Annotated in this window: 14 protein-coding genes; 8 read left to right on the top strand and 6 right to left on the bottom strand. The window is 39.3% G+C overall.

Annotation, left to right across the window (positions count from 1 at the left end):
- Positions 1-10: 10 nt before the first annotated feature.
- Positions 11-1,765 (bottom strand): aspartate--tRNA ligase, encoded by a 1,755-nt coding sequence (gene aspS, locus I5M19_RS12525; RefSeq protein ID WP_200066670.1) that lies wholly within the window; start codon positions 1,763-1,765, stop codon positions 11-13.
- 437 nt (positions 1,766-2,202) lie between these two features.
- Here aspS and I5M19_RS12520 point away from each other — a divergent pair, with 437 nt between their 5' ends.
- The gene (locus tag I5M19_RS12520; protein ID WP_235985835.1) at positions 2,203-4,647 is read left to right on the top strand and encodes a TonB-dependent receptor; all 2,445 of its coding nucleotides are present in this window, start codon (positions 2,203-2,205) and stop codon (positions 4,645-4,647) included.
- A gap of 80 nt (positions 4,648-4,727) precedes the next feature.
- A complete protein-coding gene (gene pafA / locus I5M19_RS12515) occupies positions 4,728-6,392 on the top strand; it encodes an alkaline phosphatase PafA (protein ID WP_200066668.1) in 1,665 nt (554 codons plus the stop codon).
- A 37-nt stretch (positions 6,393-6,429) separates the two neighbouring features.
- On the opposite strand, the gene I5M19_RS12510 is transcribed toward pafA, so the two are convergent.
- Positions 6,430-6,954, bottom strand: coding sequence for a hypothetical protein (locus tag I5M19_RS12510; RefSeq protein ID WP_200066667.1), 525 nt, complete (start codon positions 6,952-6,954; stop codon positions 6,430-6,432).
- 295 nt (positions 6,955-7,249) lie between these two features.
- On the opposite strand from I5M19_RS12510, the gene carB reads away from it, so the two are divergent.
- Both carB and I5M19_RS12500 read left to right on the top strand, forming a co-directional pair.
- A complete protein-coding gene (gene carB, locus I5M19_RS12505) occupies positions 7,250-10,066 on the top strand; it encodes a carbamoyl-phosphate synthase large subunit (RefSeq protein ID WP_200066666.1) in 2,817 nt (938 codons plus the stop codon).
- 94 nt (positions 10,067-10,160) lie between these two features.
- Complete coding sequence (locus I5M19_RS12500) at positions 10,161-10,853, top strand: hypothetical protein (protein ID WP_200066665.1); 693 nt, start codon at positions 10,161-10,163, stop codon at positions 10,851-10,853.
- Positions 10,854-10,866: 13 nt separating this feature from the next.
- Here the strand turns inward: I5M19_RS12500 and I5M19_RS12495 are convergent, their stop codons facing one another.
- Positions 10,867-11,400 (bottom strand): DUF4920 domain-containing protein, encoded by a 534-nt coding sequence (locus I5M19_RS12495; RefSeq protein WP_200066664.1) that lies wholly within the window; start codon positions 11,398-11,400, stop codon positions 10,867-10,869.
- A gap of 55 nt (positions 11,401-11,455) precedes the next feature.
- Here I5M19_RS12495 and I5M19_RS12490 point away from each other — a divergent pair, with 55 nt between their 5' ends.
- From I5M19_RS12490 to I5M19_RS12475, 4 genes are read left to right on the top strand one after another with little or no spacing between them, the layout of a single operon-like run.
- Positions 11,456-12,052 carry a ribonuclease HII gene (locus I5M19_RS12490; RefSeq protein ID WP_200066663.1) on the top strand — a complete coding sequence of 199 codons (597 nt, stop codon included), beginning with the start codon at positions 11,456-11,458 and terminating at the stop codon, positions 12,050-12,052.
- Positions 12,053-12,111: 59 nt separating this feature from the next.
- A complete protein-coding gene (locus tag I5M19_RS12485; RefSeq protein WP_200066662.1) occupies positions 12,112-13,308 on the top strand; it encodes a glycosyltransferase family 4 protein in 1,197 nt (398 codons plus the stop codon).
- Positions 13,309-13,351: 43 nt separating this feature from the next.
- Positions 13,352-14,431, top strand: coding sequence for a glycine cleavage system aminomethyltransferase GcvT (gene gcvT, locus I5M19_RS12480; protein ID WP_200066661.1), 1,080 nt, complete (start codon positions 13,352-13,354; stop codon positions 14,429-14,431).
- A 23-nt stretch (positions 14,432-14,454) separates the two neighbouring features.
- The gene (locus I5M19_RS12475; protein ID WP_200066660.1) at positions 14,455-15,171 is read left to right on the top strand and encodes a 2-phosphosulfolactate phosphatase; all 717 of its coding nucleotides are present in this window, start codon (positions 14,455-14,457) and stop codon (positions 15,169-15,171) included.
- 1 nt (position 15,172) lies between these two features.
- Here I5M19_RS12475 and I5M19_RS12470 read toward each other — a convergent pair whose 3' ends face one another.
- From I5M19_RS12470 to rsgA, 3 genes are read right to left on the bottom strand one after another with little or no spacing between them, the layout of a single operon-like run.
- The gene (locus I5M19_RS12470; protein ID WP_200066659.1) at positions 15,173-15,499 is read right to left on the bottom strand and encodes a nucleotide pyrophosphohydrolase; all 327 of its coding nucleotides are present in this window, start codon (positions 15,497-15,499) and stop codon (positions 15,173-15,175) included.
- A 1-nt stretch (position 15,500) separates the two neighbouring features.
- Positions 15,501-15,959 carry a D-aminoacyl-tRNA deacylase gene (dtd, locus tag I5M19_RS12465; protein ID WP_200066658.1) on the bottom strand — a complete coding sequence of 153 codons (459 nt, stop codon included), beginning with the start codon at positions 15,957-15,959 and terminating at the stop codon, positions 15,501-15,503.
- Between the two features lie 42 nt (positions 15,960-16,001).
- Entirely contained in the window at positions 16,002-16,919 is a 918-nt protein-coding gene (rsgA, locus tag I5M19_RS12460; protein ID WP_200066657.1) for a ribosome small subunit-dependent GTPase A, read from the bottom strand.
- Between the last annotated feature and the right edge of the window lie 200 nt (positions 16,920-17,119).

Below are 17,119 nucleotides of genomic sequence, written 5' to 3'. Positions count from 1 at the left end.
ACGGATTATATCAGGATACTGATACAGTGGTTTTAATTTTTAGTTCGTTCATTTGGGCCTCTGCGATGGCTGAAGGCGAATCGATCATCACATCCCGACCTGAATTATTTTTCGGGAAGGCGATAACATCACGGATGGAATCGAGCCCGGCAAAAATTGAACATAACCTATCAAAGCCAAAGGCTATACCGCCATGCGGGGGGGCACCATATTCGAAGGCGTCCATTAAAAAGCCAAATTGCTTTTGTGCCTCTTCCTGCGAAAAGCCCAGGTGTTTAAACATCAGCGATTGCAAGGCACGATCGTGAATACGAATAGACCCTCCGCCTATTTCGGTACCATTTATTACCAAATCATAAGCATTTGCCCGTACATTGCCCGGATCAGTATCCAACAAGGGGATATCTTCTGGCTTAGGTGAAGTGAAGGGATGGTGCATTGCATGGTAACGGGTTGTTTCTTCGTCCCACTCCAACAACGGGAAGTCTAATACCCAAAGCGGAGAGAAATTATTTTTATCCCGTAAACCTAAACGTGTACCCATCTCCAGCCGCAACTCATTCATTTGTTTACGCACCTTGTCCGTTTCTCCTGCTAATATTAGCATAAGGTCGCCCGGCTCTGCCTCAAAGGCAGCAGCCCAGTTGGTGAGTTCATCCTCGTTATAAAATTTATCAACAGACGATTTTAAATTACCGTCAGTATTATAACGGCAATAAATTAGCCCTGTAGCACCAATCTGCGGGCGCTTTAACCATTCCGTTAATTCATCTATTTGCTTACGGGTATAAGAAGCTGTTCCCTTAGCGTTTATACCAATTATTAACTCTGCATTATCAAAAATGCTAAAGCCTTTACCTTTAACAACATCATTTAATTCAACAAACTTCATCTCAAAACGAGTATCGGGTTTGTCAGATCCATAAAGACGCATGGCATCGGCATATTTCATCCTTGGAAATTCGCTTAATTCAATACCTTTTACTGTACTGAATAAATGGCGGGTCATGCCTTCAAAAATGTTCAAAATATCCTCTTGCGTAATGAAAGCCATTTCGCAATCTATTTGTGTAAACTCCGGCTGACGGTCGGCGCGAAGATCCTCATCCCTGAAACATTTTACGATCTGGAAATAACGGTCAAATCCGCTTACCATTAATAATTGCTTAAATGTTTGGGGCGATTGCGGTAAAGCATAAAACTCCCCTGGATTCATTCTACTTGGCACCACAAAATCTCGGGCGCCCTCCGGCGTTGATTTAATAAGCACAGGAGTTTCCACCTCAATAAAATCCAGCCTGTCTAAATACTTCCTTATTTCCTGGGCCATTTTATGGCGTAGCACCAGATTATTACGAATCGGGTTACGGCGCAGATCCAGGTAACGGTATTTGGCTCTTAACTCTTCGCCGCCATCTGTTTCATCTTCAATTAAAAAAGGGGGTATTTTAGCGGCATTTAAAACTTCCAGTTCGATAACTGCTATCTCTATTTCGCCGGTAGGAATTTTTAGGTTTTTATTTGATCGCTCCAACACCTTTCCTGTTACTTTAATAACAAACTCGCGCCCGAGTTGCCGTCCTGCTTCTCGCAAATCAGCATTAGTTTCGGTATTTAAAACCAATTGAGTAAGCCCGTAACGGTCACGAACATCAATAAATGTAGTACCACCCAAGTCGCGGGATTTTTGCACCCACCCGCAAAGTGTTATGGTTTCGCCTAAGTTATTGATCGTTAATTCGCCGCAAGTATGTGTTCTAAGCATAATTCCTTTTTGTAAATCTTGCAAAAGTACGTTTTTGAGTGAAAAGCCGAAAGGTTTAAAATTCAAAGATGTTTTGTACCTAATATATTTGAACAATAAGCTTATTACGCTGCCAAAAGCACTATTGATGTTTTCAGTGGTTTTATAATCCCGAATCAAATTCTATCTTTGCTGTATAATTCTCAAGGGGTGCCTTGCTTTGGTTATAAACAAACTGCAGATTGTTTACCAAACTGAAAGACGGGCTGAGATCAAACCCATTGTTGCGAATAGTGAGTTATGAAAGGTGATTAAAAAAAATTTATTTCACCGTTAACCAACCACTAACCAACATGCACCTGATCCGGGTAATGCCGGCGTAGGGAGAGGTAACAAGTTAAGTGTACTGCACATTAACCCTGATGGGCAGATGGTTTAACTATTTTATTATTAAAATTTTGAAAAATTTATTTGCGGCGCTCTTCGCCCTGCTATTGCCTGTTTTGGCATCGGCACAGTTTTCCATCAGCGGAAAAGTCACTAATCAAGCGGGCGATGGTTTGCCCGGCGCTACAATAAGCCTTACAGGCAGTTCATTAAGCGCAATTACAAATTCAGATGGCATTTATCAATTAAAAGGTTTACAACCCGAAACTTATGTTTTAAAAGCAAGCTACGTTGGCTATAGTACGATTACTAAAACGGTTACAATCCGAAATGACAAAACCGTTAATTTTTTGTTACAAGCTGCCACGTTTACCACCGAAGAAGTCTCGGTAAATGCAACGAGGGCAAGCAAAAACTCGCCTACAGCATATACAAATTTGAGTAAAAAGGATCTGGAGAAAAATAATTTCGGACAAGACCTGCCTTATCTTTTAGATCAAACACCATCAGTAGTTGTTAGTTCCGACGGGGGAACAGGAATAGGCTATACAGGTATCCGTATTCGCGGCAGTGATGCAACCAGGGTTAATGTAACTATTAATGGCATACCCTATAATGATTCTGAGAGCCAGGGTTCTTACTTTGTCGATCTACCTGATATTGCATCCACAATTAACAACATACAAGTACAGCGCGGCGTTGGAACATCAACCAATGGGGCCGGTGCTTTTGGCGGAAGTATTAATATACAAACAACTACTCGCCGCGATACGGCTTATGCGGATATCAGTAATTCAGCCGGTTCTTACGGAACAGTTAAAAACACCATAAATCTGGGTACAGGATTATTGGGTGATCATTTTAGTATTGATGGCCGTTTGTCGCGCATACGATCAGACGGGTATATTGACCGTGCATCTTCACACCTGAAATCCTTCTTTGTAAGCGGTGCTTACTATGGCAAAAACAGCACCTTAAGGGCAAACATCTTTTCAGGATACGAACGCACTTATCAAGCATGGAATGGTATACCTGATTATATTATCAGCGATAAAAGTATTCCCAACCATCGTCGTTATAATGAATTGGGCATATTGCCGGATGGCAGTTATTACCCGGACCAGGTGGACGATTATCTGCAAAGCCATTACCAGTTATTGTACGATCAAAAACTTTCTGATAAGCTGGCTTTCAGTGGAGCTTTACATTACACTAAAGGTAAAGGGTATTATGAAGAGTTTAAAGCCGATGCCGATGTGGAAGATTATGGTTTAACCCCAGTTGTTATAGGGGGCACTGCAATTACTAATACCGATCTTGCTCGTAGACGTTGGCTGGATAATGATTTTTACGGCATCACCTACGCGTTAAAATACACACCTGACAAAACTCTTAATTTCACCCTAGGAGGTGCCTATAACGAATATAAGGGGGCGCATTTTGGTAATATTATTTACACTAAAGAAAGTGCTGGAATTGGCCCTAACTATGAATATTATCGCGATGATGCCAAAAAGAATGATTTTAACACCTTTGTTCGCGGCGAATACCGGTCAGATAATGTATTAGTATATGCAGATATGCAGTACCGCCATGTTTATTACTCCTTTCTCGGGTACGACCGCAATTTGAATAATGTTCAACAAAACTCCTCATTAAACTTTTTTAACCCTAAAGTAGGAATCACTTATGAGCTTAATGAGCGAAACAACATTTATGCATCATTTGCAGTAGGTAATCATGAACCCAACCGCGATGATTATACCAACTCAACCCCGCAAAGCAGACCAAAAGCCGAAAATCTTAAAGATTTTGAAGCCGGATACCGTACAAGCGGATCTGTTTTTAGAGGAGGTATTAACTTGTTTTATATGTTATATAAAAACCAGTTAATATTAACAGGGCAATTAAATGATGTAGGATCACAAATTCGGCAGAATGTAAAAGACAGTTACCGGGCAGGAATTGAGTTTGACGGAGCATTAAAAATAAGTCGGTCTTTATTGTGGGCTGCTAATGCTACACTCAGCACCAATAAAATTAAAAACTATCGTCAGTTTTTAATAAATTATGATGACAACAGTGTAGTTGAACAGGACTTTGATAAAACCAATATCGCCTATTCGCCATCATTCATTGCATCCAGCACTGTAAGCTATTCGCCAATAAAGGGAGGAGAAATTGCTTTTATTAGTAAATACGTAGGAAAACAATATCTGGATAATACATCAAACACCAATCCTACAGAATATCCGGTAGTTGGAAATAGTTCTTTCATAGTAAACAGGCAGTTAGACGCATACTTTGTAAATAATATTCGTATGAGGTATGACTTTAGCATTAAAGGAATAAAAAAAATTGGCCTGGGCTTATTGATAAACAACATCTTCAGCCAAGAGTATGAAGCCAATGGCGCGAGCTATCCGGACATAGAAGGAGGTCAGGTAGTAAACTATAATTATTACTTTCCGCAGGCTACCCGCAACTTTCTTGCTTCAGTGACGTTAAGTTTTTAACATTTAAGTAACGCAAATATCACATTGAAAATTAATACCATTGTTGATATTTGCGTTATTTAACATATCTCAACAATACAATGAAGATCAGGTACATTTTTTTATTCGCATCGTTATTTATCATTTTTAATGCAACGGCTCAAACCCACAAAAAGGTTATTAAGGCCAATGAGCAAAACACCACATTAGCCCGCCCTAAATTAATGGTTGGCCTTGTGGTTGATCAAATGCGCTGGGATTATTTGTACCGATATTATGACCGCTATCAGTCAGGTGGCTTTAAAAGACTCCTGAATGATGGTTACACTTGTGATAATACAGAAATCGATTATATACCCACAGTTACCGCGGCAGGTCATACCTGTATTTATACCGGTTCCGTTCCAGCTATACATGGTATAGCTGGCAACGATTTTATTATACAGGCTACTGGTAAATCAATGTATTGTACTGACGATTCAACAGTAACGCCGGTAGGTAGTAATTCCAAAGCTGGCCTTATGTCACCACGTAACCTGCTGGTAAGTACCGTTACAGATGAATTGCGTTTGGCAACCAATTTCAGGTCAAAGGTGATAGGCATTGCATTAAAGGACCGGGGCGGAATTTTGCCTGCTGGTCATGCTGCAAACGCGGCTTATTGGTTTGACGATGCAAGCGGTAACTGGATAACAAGCAGTTATTATATGAGCGATCTTCCACAGTGGTTAAAATCATTCAATGCACAAAAAAATCCTGAAAAATATTTGAAGCAGGATTGGAATACTCTTTACCCGATCAACACCTATGTTCAAAGCGCTCCGGATAATAGTCCTAAATATGAAGGCAAGTTTCGTGGCGCTGATGCACCAACCATGCCTGTGCTTACCTCTAAGCTTTACAACGGAAATTTGGGTATGATACGCTCAACTCCTTATGGTAATTCATTAACTCTTGATCTGGCCAAGGCAGCAATTTCCGGTGAGAATTTGGGAAAAAATGTAGTTACCGACTTTTTAGCTGTAAGTCTTTCCTCAACAGATTATGTTGGGCACCAATTCGGGCCAAACTCTGTTGAGATTGAAGATACCTATTTAAGACTTGACCGTGACCTGGCTTCATTTTTTAATTATTTAGATGCAACAGTTGGCAAAGGTAATTATTCGGTTTTTTTAACTGCTGATCATGGTGCTGCACATAACCCCACTTTTTTGATGGATCATAACATTCCGGCAGGTGTATGGATCAGCGGAAAAGCGAGGCAGGAGATGAATAAGATACTGGAAGAAAAGTACAAGGTAAAGAATTTGGTTATTGGAATGGATAACTATCAGGTAAACCTGAATAATGTAATGATTAAAAAGAATCAATTGAACGAGGATGCGATAAAGAGCGACTGCATTCAATATTTACAACAGTTACCTGAGGTTGCTTATGCCATTGATATGCAGCAAACACAAAACGCCAGTATTCCTGCACAATTAAAGGAAAAGATCATCAATGGCTACAACATAGATCACAGTGGCGTTATACAAGTCATATTAAAGCCGGCTTATTTTTCGGGCGGAAACACCGGCACGACTCATGGCACCTGGAATCCTTATGACACGCATATCCCTTTGGTGTTTATGGGTTGGGGCATAAAACATGGGCGCCTTACCCGGCAAACCCACATGACGGATATTGCTGCAACGGTTGCAGCTTTATTACACATACAGGAACCTAACGGGTGTATTGGTGTGCCAATAAGCGAGGTGCTGAAATAGCGCTATCGTAAATTAAAGTAAATGCTGTGCTGGTACGCTAATTCCTGGGCGATGGATTGGCTGTTATACTTAAAGCCACTCTTAAACTTGCATCAGCATTTATTTTATTTCTGAGCTGATATACCATTCTAATGCGGACACTGGGTTCGCGCACGAGCTCGTCTAAAAAATGTGTGTTATCTATATCTAAAACAATACTATTACCAGAATTAGGGCCAATATCTGTTCGCGAAGCCACTAGCACTTCGCCTTCGCCATTTTCTTTCGCCATGTATATTTTAGCTGATGACAGATTACCGATATTAAAATCTGCCGGAAGCGTTGATTGCATCTTGGCTGAAACTATATGTACTTCGCTTATACGACTACTATTGTTTCCATCCTTGGTAAAATTCTGATCGAAACTATTGCCTGTACTTATTGCCGTAAGCATTTTACCAGGCTCTGCTGAAGCAGGGATGGTAAGTGTAGCAGTATAAGGGAAGCTTGATTTTATGATGGACTGAACTGTACCGCAAGCAGAAAAAATCAGAATAATAAAAACGTAAAATAATTTTCTCATGGCTTTATTTATTAAGGAATATACATTGGTTGGTACAATTTAGCGATAAATTTAGTTTGATGGAAAAAATAAATTAAAATAATAATCACGCATACAAATCGCGAAAACCTATATTATAATATAACAATTTTAAGTTAAATTCCAAAAAAACCTGTAAAATGTTTTAACAATCCGTATCTTTGCACCCCGACGCTGAAGTCGGGATTTCGCTTTCAGCGCATAGGAAAAAATGTGTTATCGTCTTGATCGACAGCTTGATTTCTGAACTTAGAACTTTTGAATAAAAAAAAGCCCTATGCCCAAAAATACTTCTATTAAATCCGTACTTATTATTGGTTCCGGTCCTATTATTATTGGCCAGGCGTGTGAATTCGATTATGCCGGTTCACAGGCAGCCCTTTCTTTAAAAGAAGAAGGTATCTCGGTATCTATTATTAACAGTAATCCGGCAACCATCATGACGGATAAAGTTATCGCTGATAATATTTATTTGTTGCCGCTCACCTGTGAAAGTATTGAACAAATACTGCAAGAGCAAAAAATTGACGCTGTACTCCCTACCATGGGAGGCCAAACTGCCCTAAACCTATGTAAAGAGGCAGAAGAACGCGGCATTTGGGAAAAACACAACGTGATGGTTGTTGGTGTTGATGTAGCCGCCATTGAGAAAACCGAAAATCGTGAGGCTTTCCGCCAACTTATGGTTGATATAGGTATAGGAGTGGCCAAGTCCAAAATAGCCAACTCGTTTTTAGAAGGTAAAGAAGCCGCTCAGGAAATTGGTTTTCCTTTAGTAATACGCCCAAGTTATACGCTGGGAGGATACGGCGGTGGGTTTGTACATAAAAAAGAGGATTTTGATGCTGCTCTTAGCCGTGGCTTACAATCCTCACCTACACACGAGGTTTTAGTAGAACAAGCAGTATTAGGGTGGAAAGAATTCGAATTAGAGCTTTTACGCGACAATCGCGATAATGTGATCATTATTTGCTCAATTGAAAATTTTGACCCGATGGGCATCCACACCGGCGATTCAATAACAGTTGCCCCGACCATGACCCTTAGCGACAGGTGCTATCAGGAAATGCGTAATCAGGCTATTAAAATGATGCGCGCTATTGGAAATTTCGCTGGTGGTTGTAACGTTCAGTTTTCTGTTAACCCCGCTGACGAATCTATTATCGCTATCGAGATCAATCCTCGTGTTTCACGTTCATCTGCCTTAGCGTCTAAAGCAACCGGTTATCCTATTGCTAAAATAGCAGCCAAGCTGGCTATAGGGTATAACCTTGATGAGATAGAAAATCAGATCACTAAAACTACCTCGGCTTACTTTGAGCCTACACTTGATTATGTGATTGTAAAGATACCTCGTTGGAACTTTGATAAGTTTAAAGGCGCAAATAAAGAGCTTGGCTTGCAAATGAAATCAGTAGGCGAGGTGATGGGCATAGGCCGCAGCTTTATAGAAGCTTTACAGAAAGCTTGCCAAAGTTTAGAGATCGGCCGTGCAGGCTTAGGTGCTGATGGCCGCCAAAGCCGCAATCTCGATGAAATAATGCACAGCCTTGAACACCCAAGCTGGGATAGGCTTTTCCATATTTACGATGCTTTAAGTTTAGGTGTACCCATTGAATCGGTAAGAAAAGTAACCAAAATTGACCGCTGGTTTTTAAACCAGATACAGGAAGTGGTTAATATGGAAACGGAGTTGCGCCGGTATTCTTTAAACAATATTCCTGAAGACTTTTTTTACACCCTGAAACAAAAAGGTTTCTCTGACACACAGATAGCTTATATTTTAGGCAATGTAACAGAGGATGATGTTTATAAGCGAAGAAAAAGTTTGGGTATAAACCGTGTTTATAAAATGGTTGATACCTGTGCTGCAGAATTCGCCGCGCAAACACCATATTATTATTCCACATACGAAGGAGAGAACGAATCGATAGTATCTGATAAAAAGAAGGTAATTGTATTGGGTTCGGGTCCTAACCGTATAGGGCAGGGTATAGAATTTGACTATAGTTGCGTGCACGGTTTGCTTGCAGCAAAAGAAAGCGGCTTTGAAGCTATAATGATCAACTGTAACCCTGAAACGGTGTCTACTGATTTTAATATGGCAGACAAGCTGTATTTTGAACCCGTATTTTGGGAGCATGTGCGTGAGATAATTGATCTGGAGAAACCTTATGGAGTAATTGTTCAGTTGGGTGGCCAGACAGCTCTGAAAATGGCTGAGAAACTGCATGAACACGGTGTAAAGATAATTGGCACCTCTTTTGACAATATGGATATTGCGGAAGACCGGGGTCGTTTCTCTGATCTGCTGAAAGATCTGGATATACCATATCCTAAATATGGGGTAGCCGAAAGTGCCGAAGAAGCATTGGAGGTTGCACACGAAGTAGGATATCCTGTATTGGTAAGGCCAAGCTATGTACTGGGCGGACAGGGGATGAGCATTGTTATCAATGATGAAGACCTTGAAAAAGCAGTTGTTAATCTGCTTAAAAATTTGCCGGGCAATCGTGTCCTGATCGACCACTTCCTGGATCGCGCGGCGGAAGCTGAGTCGGATTCCATAAGCGATGGCGATGATGTGCACGTTATAGGCATGATGGAACATATAGAACCTGCCGGTATACACTCAGGAGATTCTTTTGCAGTATTGCCACCTTTTGATCTTTCAGATACCGTTATAGAGCAAATGGAGTTATACACTGCAAAAATTGCCGGGGCATTAAATGTCAGGGGATTATTGAACATTCAGTTTGCCATAAAAAATGACAAAGTGTATGTAATAGAAGCAAACCCAAGGGCGTCACGGACGGTGCCATTTATAGCAAAGGCATACGATGTTCCTTATATAAATATCGCTGCTAAAATAATGCTTGAAGCAAATAAATTAAAAGATTTTAAAATTGAGCGTAAGCTAAAAGGATATGCTATAAAAGAACCGGTATTTTCATTCGATAAATTTCCGGAAGTAAATAAAGAACTCGGCCCTGAAATGAAGTCAACCGGCGAGGCCATCAGGTTTATCCCGAATCTGGAGGATCCCTATTTCAGGCATCTGTATAAAGAAAAATCAATGTATTTGAGTAAATAAATTTGATACGCAAGTGCGATCGAATTTGTTAAAGAAGTTGACGGACGTAAAAAAATTACGTCCGTCAACAATTGTTTAATTAAATTATATTGTATTGAAAGTTAATTCTGATAATAAGCGGTCTATTGATCTTGATCATGTAGACCCTGAAGATATAGGTGAAGTTTTAATAAAAATAGAGCAATCGTTTAATATTAATTTAGAAGACACCTCCTTAAAAGAGGTAAAAACTTTTGGGAAGCTCTGTGATGTGGTTATTGATAAAGTTAAGAAAACCAATACCGACAGCTGTACTACCCAACAAGCGTTTTATAAATTACGGCATGCTATTACGGAATCTACTGGGTTTGATAAAGAGCGGATAAAACCGCAAACCCGTCTTTCAGAATTATTTCCCCGCGATAGCCGCATTGAAGCTATTTCAGGGATTGAAGAAGAAATGGGATTTCAACTTAATTTACTAAAACCTAAACAATGGGTTGTTACCCTATTTGTTTTAGTGATTATAGGAAGTATAATAACGCTTTTTTATAATTTATCAATAGGACTCTCTGGCCTATTGATTGGAATAGTCGGGCTTAGGTTAGCCGGACGCTTCGGCAAGGAAATGAGTGTGAAAACAATCGGCGATCTGGCGGAAAAAATTTCAAGAGAACATTATCTTAAGTGCCGCCGCGATGCATCAACCATCAACAAAAACGAGGTATCTCAAAAAATAAAACAGTTATTTGTTAAAGATCTTGAATTAAACACATCCAGAATAGAAAAGCAATCTACACTGTTTTAATAAAAAAAAGACATTAAATATCAACCATTAATCCCCTTACTTCAAAACTAATCCGTTGCTTAGGGTTAGGGTTTGTATTATGTGCTTTTTTGCCTGTTACTGTGTCTCCGGCAAAGTGCTGTCTATCATCTGCAAGAAATTTTCTTTCAGCAACGCCCTCAATTATCACTGTTCTGCCTTCAATGTCTTTGGGCAGGGTAATACTATAATCTTTAAAGTGTGCATCTATAATTTTTTCCTTTCCGGCTTCCATTTCAAACCACCCGCCCTTTGATTTGGTAACCCGTAATATCTTTCCCTCTATGGCAGTTGTGACCCTTGTTTTCTTTCCCATAAATTCCTCTATTTTGTAGGATTCAACTGGCCCAACATTTTCAGGCTTTAACCCAAACACCATCCCATGTGGAAGCGGCGTACTTTTTTGAGCCATACAAGTAATGGTTGGAATTATACAAAGGATAAAAATTACGATTTGCAATTTTCTCATACTAATTATAACAGCAGTCAACGCGGTTAGTTTCAACCACCATATTGTTTGTTTTTTCAACAAGTATTTATTAGCTTATCCTATTTCACCATATTTGCAACATCCAATTTTAAAAATGTTATTAGCGAGGTATCAGCACGAATATATTGAAGCGGGATGTGATGAGGCGGGACGGGGATGTTTGGCTGGACCAGTATTTGCTGCTGCGGTAATATTACCTGATGATTTTGATCATCAATTACTAAATGATTCTAAACAGTTATCTGAAGATGTCAGATATGCCTTGAGAACGGAGATAGAAGAAAGAGCGCTTGCCTATGCTGTTGCTTCGGTAGATAATTTAGAGATTGATGAAATAAATATTCTTAATGCGTCTTTTTTAGCTATGCACCGGGCTATTGCTAAACTTCACCTTAGCCCTCAGTTTTTAATAATTGATGGCAACCGGTTTAACAGGTATTTAGATATTCCACATCAATGCATAATTGAAGGCGATGGTAAATATTTTAGTATAGCAGCTGCATCTATATTAGCCAAAACCTACAGGGATGATTATATGAAGCAAATAGCTATAGAGCATCCGGAATATAACTGGCATAGCAATAAGGGTTATCCCACTATAAGTCATCGCAAAACCGTATTAGAAATGGGTTATACTCCATATCACAGACGCACGTTCAGAGTTACCGATCCGCAGTTAAGCATTTTTTAACGTTGCTTTTTGATAAAGCGTTTTGGGTTTGGTATTTTTGAACCACCAAGTATAACCAATTGAGGATATTAATTTTAACACATCGTGTACCATTTCCACAAAATGGGGGTTATCCTATTGTTGTAGGTAACACCATAACGGGGCTAATAAATTTAGGTCACGAGGTTTCGTTAATGTCATTAAATGAAAAAAAACATAGCGGCAAACCATCAGAAAAGGATGGGCTGCTAAACAAAATAAATTATACGGAATACGGGATAGACACCCGTATATCATTAACAGAGGCTTTTAATAATCTTTTTACTAAAAATCCGTATAATATTGATAAATATTATAACTCCGGGTTCGAAAAATTACTCATTAGCAACCTTCAGCAAAATAAATATGACATTATACAGCTGGAAGGTTTATTTGTAGCCCCCTATCTGTCTACTATTCGTAAAAACACTACAGCAAAACTCATTTATCGTGCTCATAATATTGAACACCAGGTATGGCACAAACTGGCACAACAAAAGAATGATCCTTTTAAAAAGTGGTACCTGAATTTGATCGCACGACGTATAAAGAACTATGAATTGGAATTACTAAATCAATTTGATGCCATAGTAGTATTCACTATTCAGGATAGGGATTTTATATTGCAGCATGGCACAAAAATACCTGTAAGGATTTTTCCAATAGGTGTTGATTTAACTAAGTATCAACCTGATTACAGTAAAACGGAGCACCCCAGCTTGTTCTTTTTAGGTTCGCTTGACTGGCTGCCTAACCGCGAAGGGATTGAATGGTTTATAGAGAATTTTCACAAAGACCTTACTGACGGAGATCTGAAAGTCAAATTTTACGTGGCCGGTAACAATATCCCCGAAGAATTTGATGACTATTATGTATTAGGAAAAGTATTTATTCAGGGAGAGGTAGATGATGCCCTGGAATTTATGAATAGCAAATCAATAATGATTGTTCCTTTACTATCCAGCGGTGGTATGCGGGTAAAAATCATTGAAGGTATGGCCATGCAAAAATGCATTATTTCAACATCATTAGGCGCCGAAGGAATTAATTATACCAACGGCACCGATATAATTATTGCAAATAACACTGACGAGTTTTACCGGGCAATAAGAAGATGTATAGTAAATGAAAATCTCTGCCGTCAAATTGGCATTAATGCCCGAACTCTTGTAAACGAGCACCACGATATTAATAAGGTTACTTTTGCCCTTGCTGAATTTTATCAATCAGTTATATAATACGTTATAATAAAGCTATTTTTGCGCGAGATCATAAATAAAGATGAAAGATACCGCACTAAGCCACTTACATGCTAAAATTGGCGCTAAAATGGTACCCTTTGCTGGGTATAATATGCCTGTACAATACTCCGGAATAAATGCTGAACATGAAACCGTACGTAAAAACGTAGGCGTTTTTGATGTTAGCCATATGGGAGAATTTATTTTGAAAGGTGAAAATGCATTAGCGCTTATACAAAAAGTAAGTAGTAACGATGCTGCCAAACTATATGATGGTAAAGTTCAATACTCCTGCCTTCCTAACGAAACAGGTGGTATTGTTGACGATTTACTTATTTATCGGCTGGATGAAAAAACATATATGCTGGTAGTAAACGCCTCTAACATTGAAAAGGACTGGGAATGGATAAGTAAATATAACACCAATGGGGTTGATATGAAAAATATATCAGACCGCACTTCACTGTTAGCTATACAAGGGCCTATGGCAGCAGATGCTTTACAATCTCTTACTGATATAGATTTGGCATCTATGGAATATTACACTTTTAAAAAGGGAACATTTGCCGGTGTAGAAAACGTATTAATATCCGCAACTGGTTATACCGGTGCTGGAGGTTTCGAAATTTATTTTGATAACAGCCATGCTGAACATATATGGAATGAGATATTTAAAGCAGGTGAGCCCTTTGGCATAAAGCCTATCGGACTCGGCGCTCGCGATACATTACGGTTAGAAATGGGCTTTTGCCTTTATGGAAACGACATTGATGACACCACCTCTCCTTTAGAGGCCGGATTAGGCTGGGTTACTAAATTTAATAAGGAATTTACAAATTCCAACGCTCTGCAACAACAAAAACAACTTGGTGTACAGCAAAAATTAGTAGGCTTTGAAATGATAGATCGCGGTATACCTCGTCATGATTATAAAATTGTTGATGGTAATGGTAACGACATTGGGCGTGTTACATCGGGCACTCAATCTCCGTCTTTACAAAAAGCAATTGGGATGGGATATGTTAAAAATGAATTTGCTAAAGAAGGTAGCGAGATTTACATCAGTATACGGGACAATAAAGTAAAAGCAAAGGTTGTTAAACCCCCGTTCTATAAATAATCTTGAATGTTTTCACAACCCTAATGATCAAGCTTTTAAACGTTTGCCTTAGCCCGGCATTAATACCATTATATAATATAGAAGATTATATAGTGGTGGTTATAGATATTTTTAGAGCTACCTCATCTATTACTTATGGCATCGGTAATGGTGCCGAGGCTATTATCCCGGTGGCTGAAATTCAAGAATGTTCCGCTTATCGTGAAAAGGGTAAAGAATATTTGCTGGCTGCCGAACGTAACGGCGAAGTCGTTTCAGGTTTCGATTTTGGTAATTCGCCTTTCTCTTACACTAAAGAAAAAGTTTTCGGTAAAACTGTTGTGCTTACCACTACTAATGGTACAAACGCGTTGCACTTATCCCGAAAGGCAAAAAAAGTAGTTATCGGCTCATTCTTAAATATTACTTCGTTATGCAGCTGGCTTAAAAAACAACCGGATAGTATTTTGCTGGTTTGCGCCGGTTGGAAAAACAATTTCAACCTGGAAGACACCTTATATGCAGGCGCTGTAATTGAGCAGATAAAAAGTAGAGATTACGTATTAGATGACCCGGCCATTGCTGCTAATGACTTATACCAAATAGGCAAACAAGATATAGTGGACTATCTTAAAAAAACATCGCACAGTGAACGTTTGAAAAAATTAGGGATCGAAAAAGATATTGAATTTTGTTTGCAGATTGACCTGACAACCGCTATTCCGATTCTGGATGGCGAAAAACTAGTAAAGTTGGTTTAACTCATTTTAACTTTTCATTATTTTTGTGTCTGTCGGCATCACGAATACTCTTTTTTTGCAAATTTTTCAGTAGTGCCTCGCTGAGATCTATCCCGGTTTGGTTAGCCAGACAGATCAATACAAAAAGCACGTCGGCCATTTCATCAGCAAGATCAACTTCAGTATCTGATTTTTTATAAGACTGTTCGCCGTACTCCCTTGCCATAATACGTGCCACTTCGCCAACTTCTTCCATCAGGATAGCGGTATTGGTGAGTTCGTTAAAATAACGTATGCCTGTTGTTTTTATCCATTCATCTACCAGTTGCTGGGCATCCTTAAGTTCCATATCAGTGGTTATCTTTATCTTTAGTGTCCATCACTATAGTTACCGGGCCATCGTTTACCAGACTTATTTTCATATCAGCGCCAAAAACGCCGGTAGCAATTATTTTGCCGGCAAGCTCTTGTAATGCGGTTATCATTTTCTCATAAAGCGGTATAGCCTTATCAGGTTTGGCTGCTTTAATAAACGAAGGTCTGTTACCTTTTTTGGTTTGCGCAAATAAGGTAAATTGGGATACCAACAATATATTTCCACTAACATCCGCAAGAGATTTATTCATTAAACCATTTTCGTCTCCAAATACACGCATGCCTGCAATTTTTTGCGCCAGCCATTGTATATCCTCTTCCGTGTCGGCATCTTCTATTCCCAATAACACCAAAAATCCAACACCTATTTCTCCGGTAATTTTACCGTCTACCGTACAAGATGCTTCAGAAACTCTTTGTAATACCGCACGCATTATTTATTCTTTTATCTTGTGTATTCTTTCCCAATCCCACCTCTAAGCCCTTGTGTCATTACCATTATAAATACTCAAGTAACTGTCATATCGTGAAATAGCAATATCACCCTCTTCTACAGCGGCTAAAACAGCGCAGCCTGGCTCATTAATATGGCGACAGTTATTAAAGCGACATTGGTTCATCAGCTCACGCATTTCCGGAAAAAAGTGGCTCAGTTCCTGTTTTTCTATATCTATTACTCCCAGTTCCCTGATACCTGGGGTATCAATAATCCGTCCGCCTTGCGGCAGATCAAACATTTCGGCAAAAGTGGTGGTGTGCATGCCCTTGTCGCTCCATTCCGAAACCATATGTGTACGCAGATCCAGGTCGGGAAGCAGACGATTAATAAGGCTCGATTTACCCACACCTGAATGCCCTGAAAATAAAGTTACTTTATCCTTTAATGTCTCTTGTAAACTTTCAATATGGGTACCCTCAAGTGCAGACACCTCGTAACAAGAATAACCTATATCCTCATAAATCGCCCTACAATCAGCCAATATTTCTAAACCCTCATCACTAAACAGGTCCAACTTATTAAATACAATTATGGCGGGTATATCATATGCTTCAGCAGTTACCAAAAACCGATCAATAAAACCAAGTGAGGTGCGGGGAGAAGCCAAAGTTACTACCAGTAAAGCCATATCCAGATTGGCTGCAATAATTTGCGCCTGCTTAGAAAGGTTAATGGATTTACGTATGATATAATTTTTACGTTGATGCAACGTAGTTACCACACCGGTGTCTTGTTCAGGCTCCATTTCAAAATCAACCAAGTCGCCAACCGCAAGAGGGTTGGTGGTGGTAATCCCCTTGGTGCGAAACTTTCCCTTAATACGGCAATCAATAGTTTGATCGCCGCTTTTAACCTGGTACCAGCTTCCGGTTGATTTGGTAATTAAGCCTTGCATAAGTGCTGCAATTTATGAATTTAACGGCCATTGAAAAATAAATAGCAAATGATGTTTGTTTATTAAAAAATATTCTACTTACTTTACAGACATTATATATGACAACTAACAACATCATCATTACAACTATTATTACCACCGGGATAAAACACGGAGGAAGATAATCGTATGGTGTAAAAACATAAATAACCAAATGAGCC

The sequence above is a fragment of the Mucilaginibacter segetis genome (assembly GCF_016522075.1).
GTDB lineage: Bacteria > Bacteroidota > Bacteroidia > Sphingobacteriales > Sphingobacteriaceae > Mucilaginibacter > Mucilaginibacter segetis.
Note: the sequence above shows the minus strand (reverse complement) of the source record. Positions and strands in the feature narration are given on the sequence as shown.